Source organism: Mucilaginibacter sp. SG538B (assembly GCF_013376065.1).
Lineage (GTDB): Bacteria > Bacteroidota > Bacteroidia > Sphingobacteriales > Sphingobacteriaceae > Mucilaginibacter > Mucilaginibacter rubeus.
In genome coordinates, this window is record NZ_JABMJI010000004.1 from 431,387 (window position 1) to 450,154 (window position 18,768).

The 18,768-nt window shown below is 41.8% G+C and carries 14 protein-coding genes; 9 read left to right on the forward strand and 5 right to left on the reverse strand.

The features are described 5' to 3' along the window. Nucleotides 1-216 precede the first annotated feature (216 nt). Nucleotides 217-930 carry a hypothetical protein gene (locus FHW88_RS22880; protein WP_090528777.1) on the reverse strand — a complete coding sequence of 238 codons (714 nt, stop codon included), beginning with the start codon at nucleotides 928-930 and terminating at the stop codon, nucleotides 217-219. Between the two features lie 99 nt (nucleotides 931-1,029). Here FHW88_RS22880 and meaB point away from each other — a divergent pair, with 99 nt between their 5' ends. Then, the gene (meaB, locus tag FHW88_RS22885) at nucleotides 1,030-1,914 is read left to right on the forward strand and encodes a methylmalonyl Co-A mutase-associated GTPase MeaB (protein WP_176628028.1); all 885 of its coding nucleotides are present in this window, start codon (nucleotides 1,030-1,032) and stop codon (nucleotides 1,912-1,914) included. Between the two features lie 69 nt (nucleotides 1,915-1,983). Here meaB and FHW88_RS22890 read toward each other — a convergent pair whose 3' ends face one another. Next, nucleotides 1,984-3,273, reverse strand: coding sequence for an aminopeptidase P N-terminal domain-containing protein (locus FHW88_RS22890; protein ID WP_176628029.1), 1,290 nt, complete (start codon nucleotides 3,271-3,273; stop codon nucleotides 1,984-1,986). Between the two features lie 148 nt (nucleotides 3,274-3,421). Between FHW88_RS22890 and FHW88_RS22895 the strand changes: the two genes are divergently transcribed. The 7 genes from FHW88_RS22895 to FHW88_RS22925 all read left to right on the forward strand — a co-directional run bounded on the left by FHW88_RS22895 (nucleotide 3,422) and on the right by FHW88_RS22925 (nucleotide 12,095). Then, nucleotides 3,422-4,786, forward strand: a complete 1,365-nt coding sequence (locus FHW88_RS22895; RefSeq protein ID WP_090528769.1) for an OmpA family protein — start codon at nucleotides 3,422-3,424, stop codon at nucleotides 4,784-4,786. Nucleotides 4,787-4,923: 137 nt separating this feature from the next. Then, on the forward strand, nucleotides 4,924-5,067 hold the full coding sequence (locus tag FHW88_RS22900; protein ID WP_162997005.1) for a DUF6728 family protein: 144 nt from the start codon (nucleotides 4,924-4,926) through the stop codon (nucleotides 5,065-5,067). Beyond that, a complete protein-coding gene (locus tag FHW88_RS22905) occupies nucleotides 5,064-5,441 on the forward strand; it encodes a RidA family protein (protein ID WP_091165865.1) in 378 nt (125 codons plus the stop codon). The genes FHW88_RS22900 and FHW88_RS22905 overlap by 4 nt, the downstream gene beginning before the upstream one ends. 418 nt (nucleotides 5,442-5,859) lie before the next feature. Continuing rightward, a complete protein-coding gene (gene recG, locus FHW88_RS22910) occupies nucleotides 5,860-7,959 on the forward strand; it encodes an ATP-dependent DNA helicase RecG (protein WP_090528762.1) in 2,100 nt (699 codons plus the stop codon). A 209-nt stretch (nucleotides 7,960-8,168) separates the two neighbouring features. Beyond that, nucleotides 8,169-9,551, forward strand: a complete 1,383-nt coding sequence (locus tag FHW88_RS22915; RefSeq protein ID WP_176628030.1) for a M20/M25/M40 family metallo-hydrolase — start codon at nucleotides 8,169-8,171, stop codon at nucleotides 9,549-9,551. A 139-nt stretch (nucleotides 9,552-9,690) separates the two neighbouring features. Then, on the forward strand, nucleotides 9,691-11,013 hold the full coding sequence (locus tag FHW88_RS22920) for an MFS transporter (RefSeq protein WP_317171379.1): 1,323 nt from the start codon (nucleotides 9,691-9,693) through the stop codon (nucleotides 11,011-11,013). Nucleotides 11,014-11,285: 272 nt separating this feature from the next. Further along, nucleotides 11,286-12,095 (forward strand): SDR family oxidoreductase, encoded by an 810-nt coding sequence (locus FHW88_RS22925; RefSeq protein WP_139159984.1) that lies wholly within the window; start codon nucleotides 11,286-11,288, stop codon nucleotides 12,093-12,095. 61 nt (nucleotides 12,096-12,156) lie between these two features. Here the strand turns inward: FHW88_RS22925 and FHW88_RS22930 are convergent, their stop codons facing one another. Together FHW88_RS22930 and ettA are read right to left on the reverse strand one after the other, a co-directional pair. Continuing rightward, entirely contained in the window at nucleotides 12,157-12,573 is a 417-nt protein-coding gene (locus FHW88_RS22930; RefSeq protein WP_176628031.1) for an SMI1/KNR4 family protein, read from the reverse strand. Nucleotides 12,574-12,626: 53 nt separating this feature from the next. Continuing rightward, nucleotides 12,627-14,309, reverse strand: a complete 1,683-nt coding sequence (ettA, locus tag FHW88_RS22935; protein ID WP_176628032.1) for an energy-dependent translational throttle protein EttA — start codon at nucleotides 14,307-14,309, stop codon at nucleotides 12,627-12,629. A gap of 524 nt (nucleotides 14,310-14,833) precedes the next feature. Between ettA and FHW88_RS22940 the strand changes: the two genes are divergently transcribed. Continuing rightward, nucleotides 14,834-17,368 carry an ATP-dependent Clp protease ATP-binding subunit gene (locus tag FHW88_RS22940; RefSeq protein WP_090528747.1) on the forward strand — a complete coding sequence of 845 codons (2,535 nt, stop codon included), beginning with the start codon at nucleotides 14,834-14,836 and terminating at the stop codon, nucleotides 17,366-17,368. A 245-nt stretch (nucleotides 17,369-17,613) separates the two neighbouring features. On the opposite strand, the gene FHW88_RS22945 is transcribed toward FHW88_RS22940, so the two are convergent. After that, nucleotides 17,614-18,723 carry a carboxypeptidase-like regulatory domain-containing protein gene (locus tag FHW88_RS22945; protein WP_176628033.1) on the reverse strand — a complete coding sequence of 370 codons (1,110 nt, stop codon included), beginning with the start codon at nucleotides 18,721-18,723 and terminating at the stop codon, nucleotides 17,614-17,616. Nucleotides 18,724-18,768: the final 45 nt, after the last annotated feature.

Genomic DNA, 18,768 nt, shown 5'->3' on the forward strand with positions numbered 1-18,768 from the left:
TGATCGGCTATTATATTTAACCAACGGCAATAATAAAGATTAAATTATACAATAGTTTTATTCTTGTATTTTAATTATATAAATAATTTAATACGATGGATAAAATTAATACGATGGATAAAATAGCAAAGGTGTGCTCGTTATTATTCGATTACACACCTTTGCTACTAATTAATAACCTGGCTCTGTTTCTAATTTGATTGGGATCTCTTAAAATTAATATACAAAATTTACACCCCCGGTGCCTCCAGATGTTGTGTATAATTTGAAAAACGTACCATTATTAGGGCTTACTACTCCCCCAAATGTGCGGGTTGTCGCTAACGTTACTGTTACAGGACCAAATGTTGCCATTCCATCTGCAATAATTGATAAGTCTCCATCATTAGTTAAAACTAACATCGTGTTTCTTGGGTTTTTACTGCCGCATTTATAATAATATGTCTGAGATTCAAATACGGGAGGGCCATTTACCTGATAAAGCACCAAATTCAGATCGTTTTGTGCGTCTAATCTCGTTACTTTGTTATTTGTACCGCTTGCCCATAATACTTTGCCCGTGTTTTTTACATAGACAACAAGGTTTCCGTCATCCTGGTTATTGAATGCGTAGATTCCTGCTTGCCATGATCCTTTAGGAATTATTACAGACGAGGCTCCAGCCACTGGAAAACGTGAAATCACTGTATAGTAGCTTGACGGATACGGTGATGAATATGATTTTGAATAAGCACATGAAACATCACTGTTTATCGCGATTTTTTTAGCATTTTTGACACTATCGTTAATAAGCAGGCTATCGGTACCGGTACTTTTATTAAGATCTTTGGACTTTGTTTGTTTGGGTACAACTGTAAAATTGGTGTTGTTATTTTTGCTACAACCTAAGAAAATAAATAGGCAGGTTGTAATTAGAAAGATTTTTTTCATACAGATAAATTGGGTTATTTGAGCTAAGGTTATTAATCTTGTGAAGATATAAATAATATACATGTTGTAATATGTTTTATATATTATATTAATATTTAATTGAACGGAATACCTGATATCAATCTAAGTGACGATTTTCGTGTAATTGCGCGCGCGTTAACTATCGTTGAGAATGATCTTAATGGCAGCGGCGCATTGCTTAAAAGCCTTAAGTTTGATAAAAGCTGCCCGGTTATCGGCATTACCGGCCCTCCCGGAGCCGGCAAGAGCACCCTGGTAAACGGTATCATTGATATACTTTTGGTCAGCGGTAAAAAAATAGCCGTGTTAGCCATCGACCCCACTTCACCATTTAATTTCGGATCATTACTGGGTGATAGAATCAGGATGGCATCCCATTTTAATCATCCCGATGTTTTTATCCGGTCATTAGCCACACGGGGCTCTTTAGGAGGCTTGTCGGCAAAAACTATTGAGATGGCCGATGTGCTAAGGGCCGCAGGTTTTGATTATGTGCTGATTGAAACAGTAGGCGTGGGGCAGTCTGAAATTGAAATTACCGGCCTGGCCGATATTACGCTGGTTGTATTGGTGCCTGAGGCAGGCGACGAGATCCAACATATTAAATCGGGCTTGATGGAAATTGCTGATGCTTTTATTATTAATAAAGCCGATCGGGAAGGGGCCGATGTGTTTGCCAATAACTTAAAAAAGATCATTGGACACAGCGTTGACGAGCAGCCGCCAATTTTTAAAACTATAGCCTCTCAAAACCAGGGGCTCGGGGATATAGCCGCCTTTATACAACACACCAATTTAAAGCAAAACAACAGGCGTAAATTGCTGCTGACCGAAAAAGTATACAAACTTATTCAGCAAAAAATGATGACTGGAATCGATAAAAAAAAGCTTCAGCTTGATATAGCTAAAGCTTTGGGGGCCGGAAATTTTAACCTGTATAGTTTTGTGGATACATATGTATAGTTATTTGATAGCTTAATGTAAAGAAAATACAGATTGAGCTTTTTTGTTTATATAAATTTAATGTGAGTTTTAGCTGTTCATAATTTCTTCAATGTGCTCTGCTTCAACCGGGATGCTACCCATTAAATCTATATTGCCGGCGCCGGCGATGAGGATATTGTTTTCAAGGCGGATACCCAACCCCTCAGCGGCAATGTAAATGCCTGGTTCGCAAGTTAATATATTCCCCGCCTCAAAAGGTTTATACCTGCTGGCATAGTCATGCACATCCAGGCCCAGGTGGTGCGAGGTGCCGTGCATGAAGTATTTTTTATACAGAGGCGCGTTTTTGTCTTGTTTTTCAACATCATGTCTGTCAAGCAAGCCCAGGCCAATAAGCTCTCCCGTCATGATTTTACCAACTTCATCCTGGTATTCATTCCATACTGTGCCTGCCACGATGAGTTTTGTAGCTTCCCGCATCACTTTCAAAACGGCATTATAAACCTGGCGCTGCCGCTCAGTGAAACGGCCGCTAACAGGTATTGACCGGGTCATGTCAGCATTATAATTGCCATATTCGGCACCAAAATCAAGCAGTATTACATCGCCCTTGTTACATACCTGGTTATTATCATTGTAGTGCAGCACAATAGCGTTGCCGCCCGAAGCAATAATTGGATTGTAAGCATGGCCCGTAGCACGCTGTCTGATGAATTCATGAATGATCTCAGCTTCAATCTCATACTCGGTTACACCGGGTTTGGTATATTTTAAAACACGTACAAAAGCATCACGCGTAATGTCGCAGGCTTTTTGCGTGAGCTCTATTTCAATATCTGATTTTATTACCCTAAGATCGCGTAAAATCGGTGCCGAACGGGTGTAATTATGAAGCGGGTACTTTAATTTAAGAGCTTCATACATGCGGTAATCGCGATATGGAACGGTATGAGCGTACCTGTCATTTTCGTTAGTATTGATGTAGATATTTTCGCTGTAGTTAATAATGCCATGGAGTATGGTATCATATTCATTCAGCCAAAAAATACTTTCAATGCCCGATGCTTCGCGTGCTTCCTCTTTAGTGTATTTATGGCCCTCCCAAATAGCTATATGTTCGTTGGTTTGTCTTAAAAAAAGTACTTCTCTGTATGCTTTATTAGGACAATCGGGGTACAAAACCAGGATGCTTTGTTCCTGATCAATGCCCGTTAGGTAAAAAAAATCCGGGTTTTGTTTAAACATAAATGCCTGATCACCACTGCGCGGGAACTCGTCACTGGCATGAAAAATAGCGATTGAATTGGGTTTTGTTCTTGAAACGAAATTTTTTCTATTATTTGTAAATAAGCTATTTTTTATCGGCAGATATTTCATATTTATCGGTTGAATATTTTATTAAATCATTTTTTTTTAGTTATTTGTGTAACTATTACAATTTTTGGAACAATGTTTGGTCATGGATTCAAACATAATTACTAAATTTGAAAAAAATCACAATTAAAATCGTTTAATCTTAAAAACTATGAATTATTCTACATTAAAGAAAACAGTCGCATTGTCTTTTGCTTCTTTGATGGTTGCAGGTTTGGCGAACGCGCAAACCGATTCAACCAAAACAACGGCAACTACAACGTCATCTGAAACCTCAACCGCTAAGGTATTTGGTGGTTTAGGCCAGTACAGGAAATTTAGCATTGGTGTAAATGGTGGTGTTACCTCACAATCATTAGCAACCGGTGGTTCAAGCGATTTCCAAAAGAAAAAACTTAGCCTTGGTTATGGTATTTCATTGAAAGAGCAATTAGCACATTCTTTTGCTTTACAATTAGACCTGAACGGCGGTAAAATTAAAGGCGAAAATGATGGTACCGGCGGCACTTACCGTAATGGTTATGTTAGCTATGATACCAAATTCTGGCAGGGAAGTTTAAGCGCGGTTGTTAACGTTGCTACTATCGATTTCATCCGTCGTAAAAATGCTGTTAACTTCTACTTCAAAGGTGGTTTTGGTTTAGCAATGTATGATCCAACTATTACAAGGATTAACGGTGGAACCCAAATAACCGGTCATTTCAAAAACAATGGTACTGACGGTACTCATTACGTAAAAGAACTGGTTATCCCGGTAGGTGCAGGTGTTAAATTCCGTTTAAGCGATGCGGTTGCCTTAGATTTGGGTTATACTCAAAACTATATTGACGGCGATAACCTTGACGGTTTCAACAGGGCTTATCCTACTAAAGACCACTACTCATACGGTTACGCTGGTTTAGAATTTACTTTAGGTTCAAAATCGAAACCAGTATTAGAGTGGGTTAACCCGGTTGCTATGATGTATGACGAGCTGTATGATGCAGCTTTACGTCAGGAAGTTGAAGCTTTAAAAGGCCGTGTTGCTAACGTTGAAACTGCAGTTAACGACCTGAAAAAAGATTCTGACGGTGACGGTGTTGCTGATCAGTTTGACAAATGCCCAGGTACTGCTGCAGGTAGCGTAGTTGATGGCTCTGGTTGCGTTATCGTATTCCCTAAAGCTGATTCTACCGTTGCTGCTCCTGCTACTGCTTACTCAAACATCCAGTTTGAATTTGACAGCTCAGTATTACGTACTTCATCTTATCCAGTATTAGATGCTACTTCAGCTGATTTACGTTCATCTGGTTCAGCTGTTGAAGTTGACGGTTTCGCTTCATCTGAAGGTACTGCTGCTCACAACTTATCATTATCTAAAGACCGTGCTAACTCAGTAAAAACTTACTTAGTTAACTCTGGTGTTGATGCTAAGAAAGTGAAAGTAAAAGGTTACGGTGAAACTAACCCAATTGCTGACAACTCAACTGAAGAAGGTCGCGTACTTAACCGTCGTGTTCAATTCAAAAAGAAATAATATCTGATTAAATATTATTTGCGAAGGCTCCGGATAACCCGGAGCCTTCTTTGTTTTATAATGTTTTGTATTTGATAGTTATACCTTATATAATAGGTATGGGTTTACAGCGGCAAAATTTTGCGTAAGTTTGTGTAATGTATTTCTTCAGGAAAAAAGATCCGAACCGCCCCGATAATTTTAATTTAAGGGTGATGCATTTTATAAATGCGCTGGCTATTATTATGTTCCTGGCCGGGATTATCTGGAAACTGGTACAGGTATTTATACTTAAAAAATGAAAACAATCATCAATACCAACAATGCACCTGCCCCTATTGGGCCATATAGCCAGGCTACCTTAGCCGGCGGTTTTTTATTTGTTTCGGGTCAGATCCCTATTGATCCGCTAAGTGGCGAACTCATCAGCAGTGACATCAAGGCAGAGGCTACACAGGTAATGGAAAACATCAAAGCTATTTTAACCGAAGCTGGCTTAGGTTTCAATAGCATAGTAAAAACCAGTATCTTCTTAACCGATCTGCAAAATTTTGTACAGGTTAATGAAGTTTACGGAACCTATTTTACTGCCGATTTTCCGGCCCGCGAAACTATCCAGGTATCCGCTTTACCAAAAGGGGTAAACGTTGAGATCTCGGTTATTGCGGTTAAGTAGATTTTTCGATTTCGGATTTTGTCTGAACCGGGATTATACGGATTTAGGGGTTCACTGAATTTTTTGAATTCTGCTAATTCCTAAATTCTGTAATTTCTGATTCAGACAAATGCGTTAGGGATAGGAGTGGATACCGGCTTGAGCCTAAGGCCTGCAGGCGTATGAGCGGATAGTCCGGCCGCAGGAACGCCCAAAATTAAAGATTGGCGGTTAGAGGTTAGAGATTAGGTTTGCATATGAAACTCGATAAGCAGATTTTAAGAACGCTCCATTTACCTTGCATCCTGGCCCAACCAACGATTGTCTCGTTATATTATAGATTAGTCGATAGGTTATTTATAGCCATCTGTTAATTTAAGAAAACCACATAAACTACATTTACTCTACCGCTATAAAGAAAGGTTAAAACAGTTAATCAATGAATCCTTTTCAAACGCCACTTGTATACTTAAAAGGTGTAGGCCAGTCGAGGGCCGAGGTTTTGAAAAAGGAACTTGAACTGCACACCTTTGAGGATCTGCTGCGCCATTTCCCGTTCAGGTATATTGACCGTACCCGCTTTTATAAGGTAAGGGAGATACGTGAAGAACTGCCTTATGTACAGGTGCTGGCGCGAATTATAAGTAAAGAAATTGTTGGTGAAAAACAAAGCCGCCGCCTGGTGGTAAAGGCTAAGGACGATACTGGTATTATTGAGCTGGTATGGTTTAAAGGCATTAACTGGATAGAGAAAACCATTATTCCCGGTAAGGTTTATATATTGTTCGGAAAGCCCGGCTTTTTTAACATGATGCCACAGATGGCGCATCCCGAAATGGAGTTATATATGCCGGGTGCTCAAAAACAGGGCAACCTATCCTTACAACCTGTTTACAACTCAACAGAAAAGCTTAAACAGTTTTCGCTGGATAGCAAAGGAATTCAAAAACTTACCGCGGTATTGCTTGATCTGCATGCTAAGGACATACGCGAAAACTTGCCTTTATATATCATCAATCAGTTTAAGCTGCTCAACCGGGCCGATGCTTATCGTAACATTCATTTCCCGGCTGATGCTACATTTCTTAATGAAGCATTACACCGTTTGAAGTTTGAAGAGTTGTTTCTGCTTCAGCTTAAACTACTTAAAAATAAACTGCTTCATACGCAAAAGTTTAAAGGGAATGTATTTGATAAAGTTGGGCATTATTTTAATGAGTTTTATCATCACAAGCTGCCTTTTACCTTAACCGATCCGCAGAAGCGGGTATTGAAGGAGATTAGGCAGGATACTCAACGGGGCATACAAATGAATCGTCTGCTTCAGGGTGATGTGGGTAGCGGTAAAACCGTAGTAGCGCTGATGAGCATGTTAATAGCTATTGATAACGGTTTTCAAACCTGTATTATGGCGCCTACCGAGATCCTGGCCAACCAGCATTATCAAACCATTAAAAGCCTCGTAGGCGATGATTTTATTGAGGTCGCTTTATTAACGGGTTCAACCAAACAAAAGGAGCGTAAAGTGTTGCATCAAAAGCTTGAAGAAGGTACGCTTAAAATATTGGTTGGTACCCATGCCCTTATTGAAGATAAAGTACAGTTTAAAAACCTGGGCTTTGTGGTAATTGATGAACAGCACCGCTTTGGGGTTGAGCAACGGGCTAAACTTTGGCGAAAAAATGCTGTTCCGCCGCATATATTGGTAATGACGGCTACACCTATTCCCCGTACATTGGCCATGACATTATATGGTGACCTGGATGTGTCAGTGATTGACCAGTTGCCGGCTGGTCGTAAACCTATCCAAACGGTTCATTTTTATGAAAATCAGCGCTTACGGATGTTTGGTTTTATGAAACGGGAGATAGCATTGGGCAGGCAGATCTATGTAGTATATCCGCTGATCCAGGAAAGTGAAAAGCTCGACCTTAAAAACCTACAGGACGGCATCGAAGCCATGTCGCGCGAGTTTCCGCTGCCTGATTACCGGCTTAGCATTGTACACGGCAAAATGAAGCCTGCCGAGAAAGATTTTGAAATGCAGCGTTTTATTAAAGGAGAAACGCAGATCATGGTGGCCACTACCGTAATAGAAGTAGGGGTAAACGTACCGAATGCTTCGGTGATGATCATTGAAAATGCCGAGCGTTTTGGCCTGTCGCAATTGCACCAATTGAGGGGGAGGGTAGGACGCGGGGCCGAGCAATCCTATTGTATTTTGATGAGCAGTCATAAATTGAGTCACGACGGCAAGATTCGTTTGGATACCATGGTAAAAACCAACAATGGCTTTGAAATTTCGGAGATAGACCTGCAGTTGCGGGGACCGGGCAATATAGAAGGTACCCAGCAAAGCGGCGTGGTAGATTTGAAGCTGGCTAACCTGGCCACCGACCAGGAGCTGCTTTTTAAGGTGCGCAAGTGTGTTGAAGCCATATTTGAAAAAGACCCGCAGCTGGCTCATCCCGAAAACCAGATTTTGCATCATGCCTTTGAAGTAAAGAACGCAGGGTTGAGTTGGGATAAGATATCGTAAGCCAGGAATACTACAGAATAATCCCGCGTCATTGCGAGGAACGAAGCAATCCCCGGTGTGCAGAGTAGCTGTGCAGGTTCGCCCGGTAAAGTTTGGGATTGCTTCGTACCTCGCAATGAGGTCTTTTTTAATTTAGTATAATGCCCGTAACCCTTCCTCCTTTAGCTGTCAAATAGTACATTTGTTAAAACTGATCTTACTATTTATATATGAAGAAATTTACTTTATTATTTTCTGTTACTGCCTTGCTGTGTACACAAGTTAAGGCACAGGACTCATTAACTATCCGCAAAATGTATGATGAAGCATTGGTTAACGGCCAGTGTTATGAAAATCTCCATTACCTGTGTAAAAATATAGGTCAGCGCCTCAGCGGTTCTGCCAATGCTCAAAAAGCTGTCGACTGGAGTAAAAAACTGATGGATGGTTATGGTTTCGATAAAGTTTACCTGCAGGAAGTAATGGTGCCGCATTGGGTGCGCGGAGCGAAAGAGGAGGCCGCTATAATTGATGGTAAAACCCGCATCCCCGTACCAATTGTTGCCCTGGGTATGTCGATAGCAACGCCTAAAGCGGGTATTACAGCTAATGTTATCGAGGTTAAAAGTATAAAAGAACTTGAAGGCCTTGGCGAGAGTGTAATAAAAGGAAAGATCGTTTTCTTTAACCGCGCGTTCGACCCGCGTTTTATTGAAACAGGTATGGCCTACGGCACAGCAGGCGATCAGCGTTTTATGGGGCCGGCCGTAGCCGCCAAACTTGGTGCAGCCGGTGTAATCGTACGTTCGCTCACTGAAATCATCGATGATTATCCGCATACCGGCGCTACCCTTGCTGCCCCGGGCAGTAAAATGATTCCAGCTGCGGCCATCTCTACAAAAGCAGCCAATAAGTTAAGCGCTATGCTTAAGCTGAGGAAATTCCCGGCGGCAAAATTTTACTTTAAGCAAAATTGCGAGTTACTGCCTGATGTGAAATCATATAACGTTATAGGCGAAATTACCGGTTCTGAAAATCCTAACAAATTTATTACCGTTGGCGGCCACCTGGATTCATGGGATTTGGCCGAAGGCGCGCATGACGATGGTACCGGAGTCATGCAATCAGTTGAGGTATTGCGTATTTTTAAGGCCGTAGGTTATAAACCTAAAAACTCGGTACGCGCCGTGCTTTTCATGAACGAGGAGAACGGTCATAAAGGCGGCACCAAGTACGCCGAACTGGCCGCTCAGAATAAAGAACAGCACATTGCCGCTATTGAAACCGACGAAGGTGGCTTTACGCCTCGCGGGTTCAGCTTTGCCGATGTATCAAAAGATTTTATCAAAAAAGTGAATGTTAACTTCAAATCAATCCTGGAACCATACGATGTTGACAAGTTGAGCATCGGAGGGGCAGGTACGGATATTGAACCGATGAAAGAAACGGTACCGGGCGTAGTATTGATTGGCTTCCGCCCGGATTCACAGAGGTACTTTGACTTGCACCATACCGCTAAAGACGTTTTTGAAAACGTAAACAAACGTGAGCTTGAGTTGGGTGCGGCAGGCATGGCAGCGTTAATTTATTTGATAGATCAGCACGGATTGTAAGGAACCGAACCATGATTTTTAGGATTAAAGGATGATCCTGATGTGATACCATGCATAAAATTCATAGTAATCCTCTAATCCTAAAAATCAAGGTTCAAAAAAATAGCTACCTTTGCGGCACATCTAAAATTAATAAATAGTGACCGAAGAAGGCGATAGTAAACCCCGGAAAATAGACTCCTTTGCAGCATTGCGTTATAAAGATTTCAGATCTTACATAGGCATGCGTTTTTGTTTCACCTTTGCATATTCCATGCAGGCCGTAGTCCTCGGCTTTTATATCTATAGTATCACCCATAGTAAAATAGCCCTCGGCCTTATTGGCTTGTGCGAGGCTATTCCGGCTATTGGTATTGCTTTGTACGGCGGCTATATCGCCGATAAATCTGAAAAGCGAAAAATGCTTTTGCTGATCTTTAGTGGAGTGTTACTGACATCCCTGGTGATGTTTACCGTAACACTCAAAAGCATGAGCGGTATTATTCATACTGGTTGGATTGTACCTATTATGTACGCTATGATATTTTGTAATGGTGTGGCGCGTGCCTTTTATGGCCCGGCAACATTCACCATTTACGCTAACAGTATCCCAAAAGAATTGTATCCAAATGGCAGTACCTGGAGCAGTAGCAGCTGGCAAGTTGCATCTATTTTGGGCCCGGCAGCAGGTGGTTTAATATACGGTTATGCGGATAAAGTAATACAGGGCTTAAGTGGTATTACCGCTACGTTTAGCTGTATCCTATTTTTATTATTAGTATCACTGGTATTGGTATACATGCTGCGTCAATATCCGGCGCAATATGTTCCTAAAGAAAGTATCTGGAAAAGCCTTTCGGAAGGGATTCATTTTGTGTTTGGAAACAAAATGATGATCGGCGCTATGAGCCTCGATCTGTTTTCGGTATTTTTTGGTGGTGCGGTGGCTTTGCTGCCAGTTTTTGCCAATGAAATATTAAAAGTAGGTGCTGAGGGACTGGGTATCATGAGGGCGATGTCATCATTAGGGGCGGTGTTAACTATGTTGGTGATGACACGTTTTTCGCCGATGGGCAAGCCGTGGCGTAACCTGCTTATTGCGGTGACCGGTTTTGGTTTGTCAATCATATGTTTTGGTTTATCAACTAATTTTTACCTCTCGCTATTATTTATATTTACTGAAGGAGCTTTTGATAGCATCAGTGTTATTATCCGAGGTACGCTGATGCAGCTTTTGACACCTGATCATATGCGTGGCAGGGTATCGGCCGTGAACCAGATGTTTATCGGCTCATCTAACGAGATCGGCGCTTTTGAATCGGGTACTGCTGCGCAACTGCTGGGTACAGTTCCCTCGGTGTTATTTGGTGGGAGCATGACGATGATTATAGTTGGCATTACTTATCTGAAAACTAAGAAACTGATCCCTCTATCCCTGCAACAGATCCACGCGCCGGGTGAGGAGGGGATAAAGGAAGGATAGATCCCCAACCGTCATGCTGAACTTGTTTCAGCATCCCATAAGCAAGGTCGGCAATTGCTTAGCAAGGCGACTTAACACGTGGGGTGCTGAAACAAGTTCAGCATGACGATATGTGTTTTAACCTCCTTCTCCCATCATGAATTTTTTATGTAGCCAGCATTATTTTTAATCTATCCCCTTGCTTTGCTGCATTATAAATTCACATCTTTACGTTGCCAAAAAACGGCACCATCAAACCAATAAACAATAAAACAAACTCACCCTTACAAACAATGAAAAAGGTAATATTAGTAACAGGAGCATCTTCTGGTATTGGCTTAGCTTGTGCCAGTGCACTGCAGGCGGCAGGCCATACGGTTTACGGGTCATCACGTAACCTCGACCGCATGAAATCTGTATCGTTTAAACCTGTTCAACTTGATGTTACCGACGATGCTTCGGTAAAGGCAGCAATCGACACTATTATTAAGGCCGAAGGCAAAATCGACGTATTGGTGAACAATGCCGGCAATGGTGTAACCGGTCCGGCTTATGCTATGCCGGTTGAAAGCGCCAAGCAGCAGTTTGAAGTTAACTTTTTCGGTGTGATCCGTGTTAGTTCGGCGGTATTACCCGGCATGATCGAAAAAGGTCAGGGACTTATCGTCAATATTAGCTCATTGGCCGGCTTGTTCGGTTTGCCTTATCAGGGTATGTATAGCGCTTCTAAATACGCTATCGAAGGTTATTCGCAAAGCTTGAGGATGGAACTGCGCAACACCGGTGTTAAAGTAACGCTGCTTAACCCCGGCGACTTTAAATCTGACTTTAGCCAGAACCGCGCAAAGGTTAAATTTCCAATCAAGAACGATAAACTCGAGACTGAATATAATGCCGCAGTTGCCGCTATGGAAAAAGACGAAAGCATTGCCCCAAGTCCGGAATCGTTAGCTAAAAAGCTGGTTTCGATAGTAGCTTCATCAAGCCCTAAACACCGCTATTTGGTTGGGCAGGTTGGCCAAACTATCGTGCCTACACTGAAAGCGATTTTACCGGGCGGTTTGTTTGAGAAATTGATGAATGATCATTATGGTATAAAGTAAGCTTTGGTATCATGCATAAACAATAAAGCCACTCTGTTAAGTGGCTTTATTGTTTTAAATTTTATTCAAACCATTCTCTGCCATTATCCAATCGGATAAGCATATCTGAAAAAGACTTGCCTATCTCTATAAAATATTCTTCTTCCAAACTCACTAAGTCGGAAAGAATTATGCGATGAGTCCCGTTACTTAAAAACTCAATACCTATAAATTCACCGCCGCCATTGCCACCTATGCCAAAAACATTAGGTAGATTTTCTGTAATCCCGAACCCCTCGTTGGTTTCTAAAAGTTCATCTGCCGTCCAAAGGCTAACGTACTCACTAACGATAAAATCTTCAAATGTTTCGTAATTCTTCAGGTAAAATAGGTAGTCTTCTGGAAGTTCAAAAGGAATTGCTGCCAAGATGGCAAGTGCCAAAGGTTGGGATCGTGGTTCAAAACCATATTTGCTTAGTAGTCCAACAAGGTTCTCCATATTAATAAAATATTGAAAATCTCCCCTTTTAGAGGGAGATTTAGAGGGGGCAATTATGCCGTCAACTTTTTATATTTAATCCTTTTCGGAGCAACATCGCCTAGGCGTTTCTTCCGGTTTTCTTCATAATCAGAATAGTTTCCTTCAAAGAAATAAACCTGTGAGTTACCTTCAAATGCCAGGATATGCGTACAGATGCGGTCGAGGAACCAGCGGTCGTGGCTGATCACTACGGCACAGCCGCCAAAGTTTTCCAGTGCCTCTTCTAATGCACGCAGAGTGTTTACGTCAATATCGTTGGTGGGCTCATCCAGCAGCAATACGTTCGACCCTTTTTTGAGGGTAATAGATAAGTGTACTCGGTTACGCTCACCGCCTGATAGAACACCTACTTTTTTCTGCTGATCGGCACCGTTAAAGTTAAACTTGGATACATATGCCCTTGAATTTAACGGGCGGTTACCCACCATAATGGTTTCCAAACCGCCGGTTACGTTTTCCCAAACAGATTTGTTAGGGTCAAGGTCGTCATGCATCTGGTCAACATAACCTAAGGCTACGGTTTCGCCCACACGGAAAGTACCTGCATCTGGCTGATCTTGTCCAGTGATTAATCGGAACAGCGTTGTTTTGCCGGCACCGTTGGGGCCAATAATACCAACAATCCCGGCCGGAGGCAATGAGAAGCTCAGGTTATCAAACAATAATTTGTCGCCGTATGATTTGCTAACGTTATTGGCCTCGATCACCACGTTACCCAAACGCGGGCCCGGCGGAATGAACAACTCCAGTTTTTCTTCGCGTTCTTTGGTTTCCTCGGATGCAAGTTTTTCGTAATTGCCTAAACGGGCTTTTGACTTGGCGTGGCGACCTTTCGGGCCCATGCGTACCCACTCCAGCTCGCGTTCCAGGGTTTTCTGGCGTTTGCTCTCGCTCTTCTCTTCCTGGGCCAAACGCTTGGCTTTTTGATCCAGCCATGAGGAATAATTTCCTTTCCATGGGATTCCTTCTCCACGGTCGAGTTCGAGGATCCAGCCGGCAACGTTGTCAAGGAAATATCTGTCGTGCGTTACAGCGATAACTGTTCCTTTATATTGTTGTAAATGTTGCTCCAGCCAATCAATAGATTCGGCATCCAGGTGGTTGGTAGGCTCATCAAGCAATAAAACATCCGGTTCTTTTAATAACAGGCGGCATAATGCCACACGACGGCGCTCACCTCCTGATAGTACCGAAATTTTGGTGTCGGGTTCCGGGCAACGGAGGGCGTCCATAGCACGTTCCAGTTTGCTATCCAACTCCCATGCATTTACAGCGTCAATTTTATCCTGTAATTCGCCCTGGCGGTTCATGAGTTTTTCCATGGCATCGGCATCTTCATAATATTCCGGAAGACCGAATTTTTCGTTGATCTCTTCGTACTCCTTTAATAGGGCAGTAGTTTCAGAAACCCCTTCCTCAACTATTTCGCGCACGGTTTTTTCAGGATCAAGTTCCGGTTCCTGGCTCAGGTAGCCAACGGTATAGCCCGGCGAAAACACCACTTCGCCTATATTGGTTTTATCAATACCTGCAATAATTTTGAGCAATGACGATTTACCGGAGCCATTTAAGCCGATAACGCCAATTTTTGCGCCGTAAAAAAACGACAGGTATATGTTTTTTAATACTGTTTTTTGCGGGGGATAAACTTTGCTCACCCCGGCCATTGAAAAAATTATCTTTTCGTCTGCCATTATAATTGGATCAATAAATAGAAATTCAAATATGGCTAAAATAGATGAAACGGAGGTTGTAGATTAATGATTAGGGGGTAGTAATTTTAAGTTGTTTTTTGAGTTATAATGTTAATTTAAATTTAATTGAATCTTAAGCGAAGCGCACAACCATCACCGAGGGTTTCCCGTATATAAGTTATATGACGATACCTGCTGGCTAATGCCTAATTGTCATGTTTATGACGAAATGCCCTAAAAGGTGGAAATGTTATTAAATATTTGAAATTTGTTTAAACTTTTTTAGGATATTTATATCAAACAGGTAAGTTTCGTTCGTATATTGTAAAAAAAATGCTTGTTAGCGGGCTTTTCAGATAAAAACTGTTGATTGATGCCAAACTTTGATACATTGCGTATCATTACAATGTCTGTTTCTGCAAAGCATTAAATGTTGGCAATATTGTTGATGAAAGTAAACAGGCGTCGTAATTTGTAAAAACATAATTTATACATTAGGGCGTTCAATAATTAGAAAGGTATATATGGAAGCTAAATTTTCGCCGAGGGTAAAGGATGTTATTCAATATAGCAGGGAAGAGGCATTACGCCTTGGGCATGACTATATTGGTACAGAACATCTTTTGCTTGGGCTTATCCGCGATGGGGATGGTGTAGCAATTAAATTGCTGAAGGGATTGAACGTTGATACCGCAAAACTTCGCCGCGCCGTTGAGGATGCAGTAAAGGGAACTATTGGAACAAACGTACATATCGGCAGCATCCCGTTAACAAAACAGGCCGAGAAGGTATTGAAGATAACTTATCTGGAAGCCAAAATATTTAAAAGCGATGTGATTGGTACAGAGCACCTGCTGCTGTCTATCCTTCGCGATGAGGACAACATCGCCTCACAAATACTTGTACAGTTCAATGTGAACTATGAAGTATTTAAAGGTGAAGTTGAATCGCATAAAAACGATGTTACTGACGAAATGCCGGGATCACCTACAGGCGGTGATGATGATTTTAAAGAAGAAGAATCATTTAGCCAGCCTAAAAAAGTATCTGACATCAAATCAAAAACACCGGTGCTTGATAACTTCGGCCGCGATTTAACCCGCGCCGCTGAAGATGGCAAGCTTGACCCTATTGTTGGTCGTGAAAAAGAGATCGAAAGGGTATCACAAATTCTATCGCGCCGTAAAAAGAACAACCCTATATTAATAGGTGAGCCTGGTGTAGGTAAATCGGCCATTGCCGAAGGGCTTGCATTACGCATTGTTCAGCGTAAAGTGTCACGTGTATTGTTCAATAAGCGTGTAGTTACACTTGATTTAGCCTCATTGGTTGCTGGTACCAAATACCGTGGCCAGTTTGAAGAGCGTATGAAAGCGGTAATGAACGAACTGGAAAAATCACCTGATGTAATTTTATTTATTGACGAGATCCATACTATAGTAGGCGCTGGTGGTGCTTCAGGTTCGCTTGATGCATCAAACATGTTTAAACCAGCTTTGGCGAGGGGAGAGATACAATGCATTGGCGCAACCACTTTAGATGAATACCGCCAGTACATTGAAAAAGATGGTGCTTTGGACCGTCGTTTCCAAAAGGTAATGGTTGAGCCGGCTACACCGACTGAAACTATTGAGATCCTGAACCGCATTAAGGATAAATATGAAGAGCACCACGGTGTTACTTATACTCCTGAAGCTATCAATGCCTGTGTTAATTTAACCACCCGTTACATTACCGACAGGTTTTTACCGGACAAGGCTATCGACGCGCTTGATGAAGCAGGTTCACGTGTTCACTTAACCAATATCCACGTGCCTCAAAACATTTTAGATATTGAGCAGAAGATAGAACAGATCAAGATTGAGAAAAACAAAGTTGTTCGCAGTCAGAAATACGAAGAAGCTGCTCAGTTACGTGATACTGAAAAGAATTTGTTGGTTGAACTTGACCAGGCAAAAGCTGTTTGGGAAGCCGAAACAAAATCAAAACGCTATACTGTAACTGAAGACAACGTTGCCGAAGTTGTATCAATGATGACCGGTATCCCTGTACAACGTGTAGGTCAGGCCGACAGCCAAAAGCTGTTGCACATGAGCGATACTGTTGCCAGCAAGATCATTGGTCAGGATGAGGCTATCAAAAAGCTAACCCGTGCTATACAACGTACGCGTGCAGGTTTAAAAGATCCTAAAAAACCTATTGGTTCATTCATCTTCCTGGGCCCTACAGGTGTTGGTAAAACCGAGCTTGCTAAAGAGCTTGCCCGCTTTATGTTTGACACTGAAGATGCCCTGATCCAGATTGACATGAGCGAGTACATGGAAAAATTCGCGGTATCCCGTTTAGTGGGTGCGCCTCCGGGCTATGTAGGTTATGAAGAAGGCGGTCAGTTAACTGAAAAAGTACGCCGTAAACCATATGCTGTAGTGTTACTGGATGAGATTGAAAAAGCTCACCCTGACGTATTCAATATCCTGTTGCAGGTGTTGGATGAAGGTCAGCTTACTGATTCATTAGGCCGTAAGGTTGATTTCAGGAATACCATCATCATCATGACATCAAATATCGGTGCCCGTCAGTTGAAAGACTTTGGCCAGGGCGTAGGTTTCAGCACTAATGCTAAAACTTTACAGGCCGAAAGCCATTCACGCGGTGTTATTGAGAATGCATTGAAACGTGCATTTGCCCCTGAGTTCCTGAACCGTATTGACGATGTTATCGTATTTAACTCATTAGGTAAAGAAGAGATCTTCAGGATCATCGATATCGAGCTTGCTTACCTATTTAGCCGTGTAAATGGCTTAGGTTTCAAAATCGAGCTTACCGAAGCTGCCAAAGAGTTTATTGCCGATAAAGGTTATGACTCGCAATTTGGTGCAAGGCCGCTTAAACGTGCCATCCAGAAATACCTGGAAGATCCAATTGCCGAAGAGATCCTTAAAGGTGAATTGGCCGAAGGTGACGTGATGGTGGTTGATTTTGATACTGAAACCAAAGAGATCAAAATCACCGACCGTAAAGGCGAAAGCAAAAAACCAGAGCAGGAAGAGCAAAAGTAATTTTGCAGTACTGCAAGTAATATTAAAACCCCGTTTCGATTTTTCGGAACGGGGTTTTGTTTGCTGTCTGAACCGGGATTTTAGTGGATTTTGGGGATTAATCGGATTTTTGTCTGAACTCGAATTTTTTGAATTTTAAGAATTTATTTAAGTGCCTTTTCATTCTGATAATTCACTCAATTCGTTTAATTCGAGTTCAGACAATATTCTGTAAATCCTTTAATTCTGAAAATTCTGATTCAGACTCACTTCTTTTCCACCACCGGCTCATAATCAACCGGTAACATTTCGGCAACGCGACTTATGCCCCAGTCACCTTCATAGATTACCGAATGAGGGTTAGCTACAATACCATTGTTATCAAAAAAGGCATATTGCTCATCGAAAGAAATAATGGTTGTGGCATTGTTAGGCATATTAAAAGCCTGTACGGTATTATCTGAAGGGGCTCGGCCTTTTTTAGTATACATAACATACAGGCAATCGGTAAATCCTATAGCAAATAAGCCTTCCTGGTCTGTTAGCTTGAAAAAGTCGGCCCTGTCTAAGGGTTTATTGACAAGACTTTGCAGGTATTTATTATTGAGGCCACCGTGGTAATTTGGATTGGGTTTACGGATCAGGCGCATCACGACGAAGTTTTCTTGTGTGAGACTATCCTTGATAGCCGACCGATAGAAATGCATATATGAACCAAGGTACGCTGATTGTCGTTCTTTACGCCATTTACGCTTTTGTTTTTCGGTTCCCTTCAGGACTTCGAAGTTGGAGATTCCCTCATAATACAACATAGCTTTTGCCGGGTTGTAATTGAAGTTGGTTAATTTGTATCGGATCTTATAACCCAGTGCCTTGTTTTCAATCTCCAAAAAATCGTGAGAAGTAGCTTTTAAGATTCGGGTAGCTTCATCATAATCGAAATCAAGCACATCTGAGTTCAGGATTGTACATTTAGCGGCATTGTCCGAATAGCCTAAAAATTGCTGCCTGAAAATAGCATAGTATTTTTCACGGTTAGGATCAGGCCTGATCTTTACTTCATTTAACTGAAAAGTTTTGGGGATAATGCTGATGGTACCCAGGTTGATATTGGTACTGCCCGCCTGCAAACTATAAGTGTAGGTTTCATAACCTACTATAGATATAATGAAATCATACTTGCCGGGCTTTACGTTGCTGAGGGTGAAAGTACCGTCATCAGCCGTTTTGTTGCCTACCTGGGCATTGTTTAAAAACACACTGGCATTGGGCACGGCCCTGGTATCGGTCATGTTAATTACTTTGCCGGTAATTTTTACCTGGGCCATACAGTACGCAGGTATCAGTAACAATAAAAGCAATAAGGACTTACGCATAGTTAAAGTTAAACTAAAACATTAGTTAATCGATATAGACGCATA